The sequence below is a fragment of the Methylobacterium mesophilicum genome (assembly GCF_022179445.1).
Taxonomy (GTDB): domain Bacteria; phylum Pseudomonadota; class Alphaproteobacteria; order Rhizobiales; family Beijerinckiaceae; genus Methylobacterium; species Methylobacterium mesophilicum.
This window is the reverse complement of sequence record NZ_BPQU01000027.1, coordinates 58,287-70,904: the sequence shown is the minus strand read 5'-3', so window position 1 is coordinate 70,904 and position 12,618 is coordinate 58,287. Positions and strand designations below refer to the sequence as shown.

16 protein-coding genes are annotated in these 12,618 nt (G+C 71.7%); 7 read left to right on the top strand and 9 right to left on the bottom strand.

The genetic code is table 11. The features are described from left to right. The first annotated feature begins 653 nt into the window (after positions 1-653). The 3 genes from MFF40_RS21980 to MFF40_RS21970 all read left to right on the top strand — a co-directional run bounded on the left by MFF40_RS21980 (position 654) and on the right by MFF40_RS21970 (position 2,224). Entirely contained in the window at positions 654-887 is a 234-nt protein-coding gene (locus tag MFF40_RS21980; RefSeq protein ID WP_147856927.1) for a hypothetical protein, read from the top strand. A 62-nt stretch (positions 888-949) separates the two neighbouring features. Next, positions 950-1,819 carry a nucleoside triphosphate pyrophosphohydrolase gene (gene mazG / locus MFF40_RS21975; RefSeq protein ID WP_238262224.1) on the top strand — a complete coding sequence of 290 codons (870 nt, stop codon included), beginning with the start codon at positions 950-952 and terminating at the stop codon, positions 1,817-1,819. Positions 1,820-1,894: 75 nt separating this feature from the next. Next, positions 1,895-2,224 (top strand): hypothetical protein, encoded by a 330-nt coding sequence (locus MFF40_RS21970; protein ID WP_147899413.1) that lies wholly within the window; start codon positions 1,895-1,897, stop codon positions 2,222-2,224. A 199-nt stretch (positions 2,225-2,423) separates the two neighbouring features. On the opposite strand, the gene MFF40_RS21965 is transcribed toward MFF40_RS21970, so the two are convergent. From MFF40_RS21965 to pabB, 6 genes are all read right to left on the bottom strand, one after another. After that, positions 2,424-2,966 (bottom strand): YciE/YciF ferroxidase family protein, encoded by a 543-nt coding sequence (locus tag MFF40_RS21965; protein WP_147856930.1) that lies wholly within the window; start codon positions 2,964-2,966, stop codon positions 2,424-2,426. Between the two features lie 184 nt (positions 2,967-3,150). Next, positions 3,151-3,339, bottom strand: a complete 189-nt coding sequence (locus MFF40_RS21960) for a hypothetical protein (RefSeq protein ID WP_147899411.1) — start codon at positions 3,337-3,339, stop codon at positions 3,151-3,153. 210 nt (positions 3,340-3,549) lie between these two features. Continuing rightward, entirely contained in the window at positions 3,550-3,966 is a 417-nt protein-coding gene (locus MFF40_RS21955; protein WP_147857328.1) for a DoxX family protein, read from the bottom strand. Further along, positions 3,963-4,826, bottom strand: coding sequence for an aminotransferase class IV (locus MFF40_RS21950; protein WP_238262222.1), 864 nt, complete (start codon positions 4,824-4,826; stop codon positions 3,963-3,965). The genes MFF40_RS21955 and MFF40_RS21950 overlap by 4 nt, the downstream gene beginning before the upstream one ends. Beyond that, a complete protein-coding gene (locus MFF40_RS21945) occupies positions 4,813-5,424 on the bottom strand; it encodes an anthranilate synthase component II (protein WP_147899408.1) in 612 nt (203 codons plus the stop codon). The genes MFF40_RS21950 and MFF40_RS21945 overlap by 14 nt, the downstream gene beginning before the upstream one ends. Next, the gene (gene pabB / locus MFF40_RS21940) at positions 5,421-6,797 is read right to left on the bottom strand and encodes an aminodeoxychorismate synthase component I (RefSeq protein ID WP_147899407.1); all 1,377 of its coding nucleotides are present in this window, start codon (positions 6,795-6,797) and stop codon (positions 5,421-5,423) included. Before pabB ends, MFF40_RS21945 begins: the two co-directional genes overlap by 4 nt. Before the next feature lie 394 nt (positions 6,798-7,191). Here pabB and rimO point away from each other — a divergent pair, with 394 nt between their 5' ends. The 3 genes from rimO to MFF40_RS21925 all read left to right on the top strand — a co-directional run bounded on the left by rimO (position 7,192) and on the right by MFF40_RS21925 (position 10,116). Then, positions 7,192-8,544, top strand: coding sequence for a 30S ribosomal protein S12 methylthiotransferase RimO (gene rimO / locus MFF40_RS21935; RefSeq protein ID WP_238262220.1), 1,353 nt, complete (start codon positions 7,192-7,194; stop codon positions 8,542-8,544). A 117-nt stretch (positions 8,545-8,661) separates the two neighbouring features. Further along, positions 8,662-9,744 carry a DNA polymerase IV gene (gene dinB / locus MFF40_RS21930; RefSeq protein WP_147899435.1) on the top strand — a complete coding sequence of 361 codons (1,083 nt, stop codon included), beginning with the start codon at positions 8,662-8,664 and terminating at the stop codon, positions 9,742-9,744. Positions 9,745-9,882: 138 nt separating this feature from the next. Continuing rightward, positions 9,883-10,116: a hypothetical protein gene (locus MFF40_RS21925; protein WP_147899436.1), complete on the top strand. Its 234-nt coding sequence runs from the start codon at positions 9,883-9,885 to the stop codon at positions 10,114-10,116. Between the two features lie 54 nt (positions 10,117-10,170). On the opposite strand, the gene MFF40_RS21920 is transcribed toward MFF40_RS21925, so the two are convergent. From MFF40_RS21920 to MFF40_RS21910, 3 genes are all read right to left on the bottom strand, one after another. Beyond that, positions 10,171-10,371 carry a hypothetical protein gene (locus tag MFF40_RS21920; RefSeq protein ID WP_147899437.1) on the bottom strand — a complete coding sequence of 67 codons (201 nt, stop codon included), beginning with the start codon at positions 10,369-10,371 and terminating at the stop codon, positions 10,171-10,173. 131 nt (positions 10,372-10,502) lie between these two features. Further along, positions 10,503-11,129 carry a bifunctional nicotinamidase/pyrazinamidase gene (pncA, locus tag MFF40_RS21915; protein ID WP_147899438.1) on the bottom strand — a complete coding sequence of 209 codons (627 nt, stop codon included), beginning with the start codon at positions 11,127-11,129 and terminating at the stop codon, positions 10,503-10,505. Further along, a complete protein-coding gene (locus tag MFF40_RS21910; protein WP_147857072.1) occupies positions 11,126-12,103 on the bottom strand; it encodes a quinone oxidoreductase family protein in 978 nt (325 codons plus the stop codon). Before MFF40_RS21910 ends, pncA begins: the two co-directional genes overlap by 4 nt. Before the next feature lie 204 nt (positions 12,104-12,307). Between MFF40_RS21910 and MFF40_RS21905 the strand changes: the two genes are divergently transcribed. Next, complete coding sequence (locus MFF40_RS21905; protein ID WP_147857071.1) at positions 12,308-12,604, top strand: FAD assembly factor SdhE; 297 nt, start codon at positions 12,308-12,310, stop codon at positions 12,602-12,604. The last annotated feature ends 14 nt before the right edge of the window (positions 12,605-12,618 follow it).

The window sequence follows — 12,618 nt, the reverse complement described above, 5'->3', positions numbered from 1 at the left end:
GCCGCCAGCGTTCGCTCTGAGCCAGGATCAAACTCTCACGTTGAAGAGATTGATCAAAGCTGATCACGTCATCTTGACGAAGGCTCACATTGATCCGGGCGTTTCCACCCGAACCGTGTGAGCTTCCAAAAAGCGCATGACAGCTCGCATCCTCTTGACGACCCGACTCACGTCGGGTCCGCAAGGACGAGCGCCGTCCACGCTTCTCTTTCTCGTATTCACTTGTCAAAGAGCGGAACTGACCTTCGTCAGTACCTTGAAGAGACCAGTAAACCACCAGGCTGCCCCGGTCAAGTCCCACTGAAATCTTCGGAAAGTCCGTCCGACTGGCTCGCCTTTGCTTGGGCACCGCGTCGGGAGGCGCCGTATAAGACGCCCCGCATTCCCATGTCAACAACCCTTTTGCCGGCATTGCGAAGACGGCTCCGGCTTGCGCCGGGCGGCTGGCTCGCGATTCGAACTCGAGGGAGCCACCGACCCGCGATGCGCGGCTCCGGCGACGATTGCACAGGTGGTGTCGGTCCCCCGGCTCCGCAAGGGCCGGGTGCGGATCCCTGTTTCGTCGGCGGCCTGCGCCGCGGCATCGGCGCCGGCCCCGGTCGAGGCAACGCGAGGGCCGCTCGCGCGGTTGGTATCGCGATGTGAGGGTGTCCATGGCCACGATTGCGATCCTGATCGGCACGCGGGCGGGAGCCCGGCTCCTGGCCGCCACCTCGGAGCGGGAGGCGGCCCTGTCGGCCGAGGCCTTCCTGCGGCGGCTGCCCGCGCGGGTGCTGCCGGCTCCGCTCTGGGTCCAATGCGCCGACCCCGGCGTCACCGGCCGCCTCACCGGCTATCTCAGCGAGCTGCAGGCCGAGCAGGTCCGCGAACGCGACGCCCGGGTCTGACCCGAAGTCCGATCCGGACCGCCGGATTTCCTTGTCCCGCATCCTGCTCTAACCCGGTGGGCATGACCGACACACGCGATTCGAGCCGGCCCGGGACCCCGGCCGCCTGCGAGCCCGCCCCCCTGGGCAGGCTCCTGCGCCTGATGGCCGCCCTGCGCGACCCCGAATGCGGCTGCGCCTGGGATCTCCGGCAGACCTTCGCGACCATCGTGCCCTACACGATCGAGGAGGCCTACGAGGTCGCCGACGCGGTGGCGCGGGGCGACCGGGACGACCTGCGCGACGAACTCGGCGACCTTCTGCTCCAAGTGGTGTTCCACGCCCGGATGGCCGAAGAGGAGGGCGCCTTCGCGTTCGACGACGTGGCCCGGGCGATCGGCGACAAGCTGATCCGGCGCCACCCGCATGTGTTCGAGCCGGACGGCACCCCCCTCCGAGCGGGCTCGGCCCTGCGTGACCCGGCCCAGGTCGAGGCGCAGTGGGCCGCGATCAAGGCGCAGGAGCGGGCGGCCCGGGATCCGGCCACCGGCGACCCGGATCCCCTCGGGGGCGTCGCCCAGGCCCTCCCCGCCTTGACCCGGGCCGAAAAAATCTCACGGCGGGCGGCGTCCCACGGGTTCGACTGGGGCGACGCCGCGCAGGTGATCGACAAGGTCCGGGAGGAGGCCGACGAGGTCGCCGAGGCCCTGGCGGCCGGCGACCCGCAGGCCGTGTCGGAAGAGATCGGCGATCTGCTGTTCTCCGTGGCCAACCTCGCCCGGCATGCCGGGATCGATCCCGAGACCGCGCTGCGCGACGGAACCGCCAAGTTCGAGCGCCGCTTCGCCGCCATGGCGGAGCACCTGAAGGCCGCGGGCGGGGCGCTCGGCCGCTCGGATCTCGCCGCCATGGAGGCCGCCTGGCAGGCGGCGAAGCGGGACGAGAAGGGATAGCGGGCGCGGCTTTCCCCCGCATGGCGCCCCGGGCCGAGGGCTCGACAGGCGGCGGCCGACGCTTATCCTTGGTCCATGCGCATCCTTCTTTCCGCCTTCGCCGCCCTCGCCGTCATGGTGTCCCTGCCCCGGGACGCGCGCGCCGAGACCATCGTCCAGGAGCGGTTCGGCTGCCACGCCCCGGAGGTCACCGATCGCCTGTTCAAGCTGGTCATGGCCGGCGAAGAGGTGGCGTTCGGGCAGCTCCTGAAGAGCAGCCTGGCCAGCGGCGAGTGCAGGTCGTGGAAGCTCGGCGAGGCCGTCCGGCTCGAGAACCGGACGGTGACCTACGGGTGCCTCGCCCTGACCAGCGGGCAGGATCGCTGCTACTGGACGCCGCTCAGCGCGATCGAGCCAGCGAAGTGATTTTTTGGGGGCGGCCGCCTCGGACCTGTGCCGAGGCGGCCCGGTCACCCGCCCCGGAATGGCGGGGCACGTGACGGAGACCGTCGGCCCGATGTCCGCCTGATCCAGGCACCCGACAGGGGCCGGGGCCGAGGCCGTCGGAAACCCGGATCTCCGAGCCGGCGGAGGAGCGGCCTCCCCTCCTCCGCCGCAGCCGCGCTCAGGCCGCCTTCTTCGGGGCCTTGCCCTTCGGAGCCTCCGCGTCGTCGTCCGCCGGGGTTCCCTCGACGTTGATCGTCTCGGCGATCTTGGAGAGCAGCGCGTCGGCCTTCTTCTCCTCCTGCAGGGTCTCGTCGAGGAGCTTGGCGGCCTCGTCGTGGCCGAGCTGGCGCGCCCAGGTCTTGAGGGTGCCGTAGCGGGCGATCTCGTAATGCTCCACCGCCTGGGCGCAGGCGGCCAGCACCGCGTCGGCCGCCGGGCTGTCGGCGAAATCCTCCAGATCCTCCTCCATCTCGGAGGTGATGCCCTGCATCGCCTCGCAGGTCTTGGCGCGGGCGGGCTTGCCGATGATCTCGAACACCTGGGTCAGGCGCTCGACCTGCTGGGCGCTCTCCTCGGCATGGGTCTCGAAGGCCTGGCGCAGCTCCGGGTGCTCGGCTGCCTTGGCGGACTTCTTGAGCGCCTTCACGGATTGCTTCTCGGCGTAATAGACGTCCTTCAGGGTCTCGTAGAAGGCGTCGTGCAGCGTCTTCGGCTTGGCCATGGCTATCCGTCTCCAGTGCGGGCCGCCGTCTCGGGGACGCGGCTTCCGGACGGGGAACGCCGGTCCGGCCCGTCGTTTCCGGGCGATATCTTCGCGCTGTGGAGGAACCTTTTGGGCCGGCTGGGGCAACCTTCCGAACGATGGCAGCCGGCTTTCAGGCCGTGACGCTGCGGATCCGAACCGCTCAGTCGGCCTTCCGGCCCGGGCCCGGTTTTCGCGCGGGCCCGGCCTGCGGCGCCCGGGAGGCCGGGCCTTTGGCCGGCTTCGGGCGCAAACGGTCGAGGACGGCCTCGATGGCGCGCTCGACCGCGGCCTGCTCCGGCAGCGTGTCGGCGTGCGGTGTCGTTCGGCCGGCCTCGCGGCGCTTCGTCATGCAGTTCGCCCGTATCGGGGCCGGGCGACGCGATGTTCCAGCGCGTGCGGCGGCCGCACCACAGTCTATCCGCAGTGATCCCGGGATCAAAGCCTGCCGTGAGCCTGCGATCCGGGGATCCTGTGATCACGGTTTCTCAAGGATTGCTCGCCGGCCTGTCCGCGGGGCGCGACGAATGCCGGGCCGCCCGGCGATCGACCGGCCGGCGCCTCAGCGGCGGCGCGCGCCGAACGGCCAGTCGATCAGGCCGCCGGCCCAGAGCGCCGCCCAGACGAAGACCGGCTGAAACGCCAGCCTGGGCCCATGGTACCACCAGGAATCCGGGATTCCGTCGACGTGGACGGCCTCGAAGGCGTGCTTCAGGTTGGCCGGGTAGACGCAGACCGCGTAGAGGGCGAGCCCGATCGCGGCCGCCCGCCGCAGCGACCGGGTCAGGAGGCCGATCGCCCCGGCGATCTCGCACAGGCCGGTGGCCAGGATCACCAGGCGCGGCGCCGGCACCCAGTCCGGCATCAGCGGCAGCATCGCGTCGGCGGCCACGAGGTGGACGATCCCGATGCCGGCATAGATCAGGGCGAGCGCGTAGCGCAGCCGGCGGCGCCAGGCCTCGGTGTCCGGTCCAGTCATCCGACCTTGTCTTCCGTGACGCCGCAGGCGCGGGCGAGTGCGGTTCGGATCGCCGCCATCAGCCGGGCGACGCCCGGGTGTTCCGCGCTGGCGAAGGCGGTGGCGCCGATGGCGGTCACGGGGGCCAGCAGCCGCAGGGAGTTGGTGACGAACACGGCCTCGGCGCCGAGGAGTTCGGACAGGCTCAGGGAGCCCTCCTCCGGGCGCAATCCGCACGCCCCCGCCAGCCCCAGCACCTCCGCGCGGATGATCCCGGCGAGCACGCCGTCCGCCAGCGGCGGCGTGACCAGCCGGTCGCCGAGCACCGCGAAGACATTGCCGGTGCCCGCGCAGGCGACGCGGCCGCGGGTGTTGCAGAACAGGGATTCGTCGAAGCCCGAAGCGGCGGCTTCGCGGGCGGCCAGCACGGCGTCCAGATACCCTAAGGTCTTCAGCCGGGCGGCGGGCGAGGTGTCGTTGCGGGCGATCCCGGTCGGCCACAGCCGCAGGGGCGCGAAGGCCGCGCTCCTGGCGCTCGGCGCAGCGGTGGCGAACAGGGTCGGATGCGGATCCGCCGGCGGCTTCAGCCCGCGCGGTCCGGAGCCGCGGGTGAGGGTGGTGCGGATCGCCAGCCTGTCCGCGTCTCCCCTACCCTGCCCGGCGAGCGCCCGCATGGCGGCGCAGACCCGTTCCGCCTCGGCGGGGATCCCGAGGGTCTCCGCCCCGGCGACGAGCCGGGCGATATGGGCGTCCTCGAAGGCGACCCGGCCGCCCAGCGCGAGCGCCGTGTCGAACAGGCCGTCGCCGAGCGTCAGGCCCCGATCGGTGTGGTCCAGGGATGCCTGCGTCCCGGGGACGATCGCCCCGTCACGCCACAGCATCGTCGCGCCCGTGCTCGCCCCGCCAAGCGCGGGCCAGTCCTAAAAAATTGGCGAACAGGGCGTGGCCGCCCTCGGTCAGCACCGATTCCGGGTGGAACTGGATGCCGTAGGTCGGGTGGGTCCGGTGCGAGAGCGCCATGACCTCGCCCTCCTGCGAGACCGCGTCGACCGAGAGGTGCCTGTCCATCTCGGGACCGGGGGTGACCACCAGGGAGTGGTAGCGGCCCACCGGCATCGGCGCCGGAAGTCCGGAAAACAGCCGCTCGCCCTGATGCGCGATCGGCGTTGCCTGCCCGTGCAGGGGACGCTTGGCGCGCTCGACCGTGCCGCCAAAAACCGCGCCGATCGCCTGGTGGCCGAGGCAGACCCCGAGGATCGGCACTTGGCCGGACAGGTCGCGGATCGCCGGCAGCGAGATGCCGGCCTCCGCGGGGGTGCAGGGGCCCGGCGAGACCACCAGGGCGTCCGGGGCGAGCGCCCGGATGCCGGCGACGTCCAGCGCGTCGCTGCGCACGACCCGGACCGTCTCGCCCAACTCCTCCAGGTAGCGGACGACGTTGAAGACGAAGGAGTCGTAGTTGTCGAGGACGAGGATCATGCGAAGGCCTCGAACACCCGGGCGGCCTTGGCCAGGGTCTCGTCGTATTCCGGGCCGGGCTCCGACAGCAGGGTCACCCCGCCCCCGGCCTGCAGGACCGCCCGGGTCTCGTCCATGAACACGGTGCGGATCGCGATCGACGTATCCAGCGCGCCGTCGAAGCCGATCCGGCCGATGGCGCCGCAATAGAGCTCCCGGGCGTCGCCCTCGATCTCGGTGATGATGTCCATGGCGCGGATTTTTGGGGCCCCGGTGATCGAGCCCCCGGGGAAGGTGCCCGCCAGCAGGTCGAGGGCGTCGAGCCCGTCGCGGAGCGTCCCGGTCACCACCGAGACGAGGTGGTGGACGTTGGCGTAGGTCTCCAGCCCGCACAGGGTGGGCACGGCGACGCTGCCCGGCGCGCAGACCCGGGACAGGTCGTTGCGCAGCAGGTCGACGATCATGACGTTCTCGGCCCGCTCCTTGACCGAGGCCAGGAGCGCCTCGGCCGCCGCCCGGTCGGCCGCCGGGTCGTCGAGCCGGCGGGCGGTGCCCTTGATCGGCCGGGTCTCGACGTGGCGACCGTCGAGCCGGATGAAGCGCTCGGGCGAGGACGACGCGACGGTCAGGCCGGCGAGTTCCAGATAGGCCCCGAAGGTCGCCGGGTTGGTGGCGCGCAGGCGCCGGTAGAGCGCGAACGGGTCGAAGCCCGCCGGCAGGTCGGCGCTGAAGCGCTGGGCGATGTTGGCTTGGTAGATGTCGCCCGCCCGGATATAGGCGCGGACCTTTTCGACAGCCGCCTCATAGCTTTGCCGGTCGAAGTTCGAGCGCCACGCGAGGTTTTTCATGAGTTGGCGTGGCGCGTCTGCCGGTGCCGTCTCCGCCCCGAGCCGGTCGGCGAAGGCGGAAATCCGCGCCTCGGCGCGGGCCCGCCGGGCGGCCGGCTCGGTCTCGGGAAATCCCGTCGCGACGAGCCGGCAGGTGCCTGCGGCGTGGTCGATCACCAGCGCCGTGTCGTAGAGGTTGAATGCGATGTCGTCGGTCAGCCCCGCCCGCCGGGCCGGGGCCGCGACCCGCTCCAGTTGCGCGCCGAGGTCATACGCGAGGTAGCCGATCGCCCCGCCCGGGAACGGGTTGTCCGGATCGGGCTCGACCCGGTAGGGCTCCAGGCAGGCCCGCAACGCCGCGAACGGCCCGCCCGGGACCGGGCGCCCGTCCAAAGTCGCGCGCCCGTCGCTGAACCGGAAGCGTGCGAACGGGTCGGCGGCCACGATCGAGTGCCGCCCCAGCGCGTCGTGCCGCATGGCGCTGTCGAGGAAGGCGAGATCCGGCAGGGGCCGCAGCCGGGCGGCCGCCGCGACGGGATCGACGAAGGGGATCTCTCGGGTCCACATGACCGGGTTCGGGCTCATGTCCTGAGGGCACGCGCCCCGCACGCTGCCGTTGCACAGGCGATGCCGCGGGGAAAGCGGCAGTTCCGCGCAAGGCCCCGCCCGTCGCGGGCGGTCGGGGCCCGTCCCGGGGGCGGGAGACGGCGGGCCGCACCTGATGTGGGGTCTCAGGATCCGCCTGCAAAGCCCTGCCAACAGACGCGTTTCGGCGATGTGGCGAGCCGCCTGCGCCGAGCCTTCCGCGCGGGGTCGGGTACCCCTGCGGCGGCCGGTCTCGCGCGAGCGCGTTAGAACCGCTATAGGTGCGCGATCCCGAATGCCTGTCCTCGCGCGCCGTGCGACCCGATCCACCGGCCGCACGCGAGGGTGGCGTCCGACCCGTCTTCCGAATGCGACCATGACCGCAACCGCCACCCCCGCCCCCCGGGACGCCGTCCCCGGGGCCGCCCCGAAGATCTCGTTCGTGTCGCTGGGCTGCCCCAAGGCGCTGGTCGATTCCGAGCGGATCCTCACGCACCTGCGCGCCGAGGGCTACGAGCTGGCCCGCCGCCACGACGGGGCGGACGTGGTGATCGTCAACACCTGCGGGTTCCTCGATTCGGCCAAGGCGGAATCGCTCTCGGCGATCGGCGAGGCCATGGCCGAGAACGGCCGGGTGATCGTCACCGGCTGCATGGGCGCGCAGCCGGAAGAGATCCGCGCGAAATACCCGGACCTGCTCGCCGTGACCGGGCCGCAGGCCTACGAATCCGTGGTGGCGGCGGTCCACGAGGCGGTGCCCCCGGCCCACGACCCGTTCCTCGACCTGGTGCCGCCGCAGGGGATCAAGCTCACCCCGCGCCACTACGCCTACCTGAAGATCTCGGAAGGGTGCAGCAACCGCTGCAGCTTCTGCATCATCCCGAGCTTGCGCGGGAACCTCGTCAGCCGCCCGGCCGGCGACGTGCTGCGGGAGGCCGAGAAGCTGGTCAAGGCCGGCGTGAAGGAGCTGCTGGTCGTCTCGCAGGATACCAGCGCCTACGGGGTCGATATCCGCTACAGTGAGAGCCCGTGGCGCGACCGGAGCGTGCGGGCGAAGTTCTACGACCTGACCAAGGAGCTCGGCGAGCTCGGGGCCTGGGTGCGGCTGCACTACGTCTACCCCTACCCGCACGTGGACGAGGTCATCCCGCTGATGGCCGAGGGTAAGGTGCTCCCCTACCTCGACATGCCGCTCCAACACGCCAGCCCCTCCGTGCTCAAGCGGATGCGCCGGCCCGGCAACCAGGAGCGCCAGCTCGACCGGATCCGAAGCTGGCGTCAGACCTGCCCGGACCTCGCGATCCGCTCGACCTTCATCGTCGGCTTCCCGGGCGAGACCGAGGCCGAGTTCGAGGAGCTGCTGGCCTGGCTGCAGGAGGCCAGGCTCGAGCGCGTCGGCTGCTTCGAGTACGAGCCGGTGGCCGGCGCCACCGCCAACGCCCTGGGCGACCTCGTGCCGCCGGAGCTGAAGGCCGAGCGCAAGCGCCGGTTCATGGAGACGCAGAACGCGATCTCGCTCCGGCTCCAGCGGGCCAAGGTCGGCAAGCGGCTGGCCATGATCGTCGATTCCGTCGAGGGCGGGATCGCCAAGGGCCGGTCGAAGGCCGACGCCCCCGAGATCGACGGCACCGTCCACGCCGCGTTCCGGCGCCCGGTGCGCTCCGGCGACATCGTCACCGTGAAGATCGACCGGGCCGACGCCTACGACCTCTACGGCAGCGTGACCTGATTTTTCCGGATTGCACGCGATCCCCTGTGCGTCGTCGGATCGGATCGGTTGACCCGGGCGTCCGGTCTGGCATGTCTGGAACATAGCAGGAACTTCAGCCCGGACCCCGAGGCCGCGATGGATCCGGAGGTCGCGCTCCGCAAGATCATCCATATCGACATGGACGCGTTCTACGCCTCCGTGGAGCAGCGCGACGATCCCGGCTTGCGCGGGCTGCCGCTCGCTGTCGGCGGCTCCCGGGAGCGCGGCGTGGTGATGGCGGCGAGCTACGAGGCGCGGCGGTTCGGCGTGCGCTCGGCCATGCCGTCGGCCACCGCCCGGCGGCTCTGCCCGGACCTGCTGTTCGTGAAGCCGCGCTTCGAGGTCTACCGGGCGGTCTCGGAGGAGATCCGGGCGGTGTTCGCCCGGCACACGCCGGTGATCGAGCCGGTCGCCCTGGACGAGGCCTATCTCGACGTCACCGAGAATCTTTTGGGACTTCCCACCGCGACGGCCGTCGCGAAGGCGATCCGGGCCGAGATCCTGGAACGCACCGGCCTCGTCGCCTCGGCCGGGGTCTCGTACAACAAGTTCCTGGCCAAGGTCGCCTCCGACTACCGGAAGCCCGACGCCCTGTTCGTGATCACCCCGTCCATGGGGCCGGATTTCGTGGCCGCCCTGCCGATCGGCCGGTTCCACGGGGTCGGGCCGGTCACCGAGGCGAAGATGAAGCGCCTCGGCATCGAGACCGGGGCCGATTTGCGCGCCTGGGATCCGGACCGCCTACGCGAAACATTCGGGTCGGCCGGGGCCTATTACCACGCGGTCGCCCGCGGACTCGACATGCGGCCGGTCCGCGCCCACCGGGTGCGCAAGTCGATCGGGGCGGAGACCACCTTCTCGGAGGACACGGCGGCCTTCGCCACCCTGGCCGAGCGGCTCGCGCCCCTGTTCGACAAGGTCTGGGGCGGGGCCGAGGCCAAGGGCATGCGCGCCCGGACCGTGACCCTGAAGCTCAAGTTCTCGGACTTCGCCCAGGTCACTCGGGCGAAGTCCCTCCCCGCCCCGGTGGCCGACCGGGCCGCCCTGGAGCGGATCGGGCTGGACCTGCTCTCCGGCCTGTTCCCCCTCCGGCGCAGCGCGCGGCTGATCGGGATCGCGCTCTCGGGGTTCGAGCAGGGGGAGAAGGAGGAGCCGCTGCAGCTCGGGCTCGGGCTCTGATCCGCCTGGGCCGGTCCATGGTGCTCGCGCGAGGGCTGTGCGGCGCCACACGTCAGGTGCGACTCATCAACCACAGATAGGAGCGATCCGGTGGGGCCGGCGTTGCCCGCCACCCCACGAACCGAAGGTCCCGCCCCAATGACGAAGCCGATCTCCCTGGCCCTGGCCGCCGCCCTGCTGCTCGGCGTCCCGGTGGGTGCCGCCCGCGCCGACAGCACGGCGTCCTTCGGGGCCGCCAACGCGATCCTGCTGCGGGGCTACACCGCGAGCCCGCCGCAGCTCTACGTGTCCTCGGGCGGCCCGGGCGCCGGCTTCCTCACCGATGGGACCGCCGCGCCGCAGCGGCCGAAGGTCCCGGCCCGCGCCCGCTGACGTCGAGAAGCCCGGGCCGGGCAGGCCCGGGCGTCTCGGATCAGGCGTCTCGGATCAGGCGTTCTTGCGCGGGCGGTGGTTCGGATCGATGCCGCCGTCCGGCTTGGTCTCGTTCTCGACGTCGCCCTCGAAGGTCGAATCCGCCTCGAGATCTTCCGGGTCGGCGCCGCTCATCCCCTTCGAGGTGCCGATCCCGGGATTGCCCTTGAGGTCGGCGTCCGTGGGCGTATCGGTCTTCGGGTGCTTGCCTGACATGCTGGCTCCTCTTGGCTGGTGCCGGTCCAACGCGTCGGGACGGGGGCGGTGGCGCGGGCGCCGTGCGGCGGTTCGCCTCCCGATCCCCTCTCGATCCCCCGCGCGCCGACAGCCGGCCGCCGGGTGACGCGCTACGCGATCTCGGCCGACCCGATCCGGCGCACGCCGGCCGCCTCCATCCGGGCCCAGGCCTGGGCGAGGGAGCCGTCCACGTCGATCCCGCGCACGGCATCCTCCACCACCCGGACCTCGAAGCCCGCATCGCGGGCATCCAGCGCGCTCCAGAGCACGCAGAAATCGGTCGCGAGGCCGCACAGGACGACGCGGGTGATGCCGCGTTCCGCCAGCGCGCCGGCAAGCCCGGTGCGGGTGATGCGGTCGGCCTCCAGGAACGCCGAGTAGCTGTCGACCCGGGGGTCCAGGCCCTTGCGGACCACCAGGCTCGCCCGGTCGGTGGCCAGCCCCGGCGCGAAGCCCGCGCCCGGGCTGCCCTGGACGCAGTGCCGGGGCCACAGCACCTGCGGGCCGTAGGGCAGCGCCACGGTCTCGAACGGGGCCCGCCCGGGATGGCTGTCGGCGAAGGAGACGTGGTCGGCCGGATGCCAGTCCTGCATCAGCACCACGTGGCGGAAGCGGTGCTGGAGCGCGTTGATCGGCGCGACCACCGCGTCGCCGTCCCGGACGGGGAGGGCCCCGCCCGGCAGGAAGTCGACCTGCACGTCGATGACGAGGAGCAGGTCGGCGGCGCCGGGTGTCACGGCAGCATCACGATCGAGCCGGTGGTCTCGCGTCCGGCCAGGTCCCGGTGCACGGTCTGCGCCTCGGCGAGCGGGTAGGTGGCGTTGACGGCGATCTTCACGGCGCCGTCCCCGACCGCCTTGAACAGGCGGGCGGCCGCCTCCTCCAGGGTGGCGCGGTTCGACGAGAACGTCGCCAGCGTCGGCCGCGTGACGTAGAGCGAGCCGCGCGGGGCGAGCAGGCCGAGGTCGAGGCCGGTGATCGGACCGGAGGCCGAGCCGAAGCTCGCCAGCAGGCCCATCGGCGCGAGGCTGTCGAGCGAGCCCATCAGGGTCGCCTGCCCGACGCCGTCATAGACCACCGGCACGCCCTTGCCGCCGGTGATCTCGCGCACCCGCTTGGCGACGTCCTCCTCGCGGTACAGGATGACGTGGTCGCAGCCGTTCTGCTTGGCCAGCGCCGCCTTCTCGGGGCTGCCGGCGGTTCCGATCACGGTGGCGCCGAGGTGCTTGGCCCATTGGCAGGCGATCAGGCCGACGCCGCCGGCGGCCGCGTGCCACAGGATCGTGTCGCCGGGCTTCACCGCGTAGGTCCGGTGGAGCAGGTACTCGGCGGTCAGGCCCTTGAGCATCATGGCGGCGGCGGTTGTCTCGTCGACGCCGTCGGGGATCGGAACCGCCGCCGCGGCCGGGATCACCGCCTCCTCGGCGTAGCAGCCGTCCGGCACCGAGCCGTAGGCCACCCGGTCGCCGGGCTTGATGTTCGAGACCCCCTCGCCCACCGCCGTGACGGTGCCGGCGCCCTCCTTGCCGGGGGTGTAGGGCAGGTGCGGCGACTTGTAGGCGCCGGTGCGGAAGTAGATGTCGATGAAGTTGACGCCGATGGCGGCCTGCTTGACCCGGATCTGCCCGGGGCCCGGCTCGGACAGGGGCACGTCCTCGAACTTCATCACCTCGGGGCCGCCGTACTCGTAGACCCGGATCGCCTTCGGCATCGTCGTACTCCGCTCAAGCCCCGTTGCGCCGGCCCCGTTGCGCCGGGACATCGCGGACTCGAGATAACGGAGCACCCGCGGGAGGCAATCGCTTTTTGCCGTTCGCCCGGCGGTTGCGGCCCGATCTGAAACCCGGATCCTGGATCCGGCGCCCCGCGCCGCCTATCTTGAGGCCGACCACCCTCCGACCGGAAGTCCCAAAAAATGTCCGGCACCACCCGCACCAGCGCCGACCTCGACCCGCGCCGCCGCCGCCTTCTGTTCCAGTCCTGGCACCGGGGCATCCGCGAGATGGACCTGATCATGGGCCGCTTCGCCGACGCCGAGATCGGCACCCTGTCGGAGTCGGAACTCACCGAGTTCGAGGCGCTGATCGAGGTGCCGGACCGCGACCTGTTCAAGTGGCTCACCGGCGAGGCCGAGACGCCGTCGAACTACGACACCGCGGTCTGGCGCCGGGTGCGGGCGTTCCACCGGCACGACGCACCGATCCATTCCTGACACGAAAGCGCGCG

Bases quoted from the DNA above. Each gene is read 5' to 3' on its own strand.
- mazG (WP_238262224.1), top strand. From the start codon at position 950: ATGACCGACACACGCGATTCGAGCCGGCCCGGGACCCCGGCCGCCTGC.
- MFF40_RS21950 (WP_238262222.1), bottom strand. From the start codon at position 4,826: ATGCTGTGGCGTGACGGGGCGATCGTCCCCGGGACGCAGGCATCCCTG.
- rimO (WP_238262220.1), top strand. From the start codon at position 7,192: ATGACCGCAACCGCCACCCCCGCCCCCCGGGACGCCGTCCCCGGGGCC.
- MFF40_RS21970 (WP_147899413.1), top strand. From the start codon at position 1,895: ATGCGCATCCTTCTTTCCGCCTTCGCCGCCCTCGCCGTCATGGTGTCC.
- MFF40_RS21910 (WP_147857072.1), bottom strand. From the start codon at position 12,103: ATGCCGAAGGCGATCCGGGTCTACGAGTACGGCGGCCCCGAGGTGATG.
- MFF40_RS21920 (WP_147899437.1), bottom strand. From the start codon at position 10,371: ATGTCAGGCAAGCACCCGAAGACCGATACGCCCACGGACGCCGACCTC.
- MFF40_RS21945 (WP_147899408.1), bottom strand. From the start codon at position 5,424: ATGATCCTCGTCCTCGACAACTACGACTCCTTCGTCTTCAACGTCGTC.
- pabB (WP_147899407.1), bottom strand. From the start codon at position 6,797: ATGTGGACCCGAGAGATCCCCTTCGTCGATCCCGTCGCGGCGGCCGCC.
- MFF40_RS21960 (WP_147899411.1), bottom strand. From the start codon at position 3,339: ATGACGAAGCGCCGCGAGGCCGGCCGAACGACACCGCACGCCGACACG.
- MFF40_RS21905 (WP_147857071.1), top strand. From the start codon at position 12,308: ATGTCCGGCACCACCCGCACCAGCGCCGACCTCGACCCGCGCCGCCGC.
- MFF40_RS21925 (WP_147899436.1), top strand. From the start codon at position 9,883: ATGACGAAGCCGATCTCCCTGGCCCTGGCCGCCGCCCTGCTGCTCGGC.
- dinB (WP_147899435.1), top strand. From the start codon at position 8,662: ATGGATCCGGAGGTCGCGCTCCGCAAGATCATCCATATCGACATGGAC.
- MFF40_RS21955 (WP_147857328.1), bottom strand. From the start codon at position 3,966: ATGACTGGACCGGACACCGAGGCCTGGCGCCGCCGGCTGCGCTACGCG.
- MFF40_RS21980 (WP_147856927.1), top strand. From the start codon at position 654: ATGGCCACGATTGCGATCCTGATCGGCACGCGGGCGGGAGCCCGGCTC.
- MFF40_RS21965 (WP_147856930.1), bottom strand. From the start codon at position 2,966: ATGGCCAAGCCGAAGACGCTGCACGACGCCTTCTACGAGACCCTGAAG.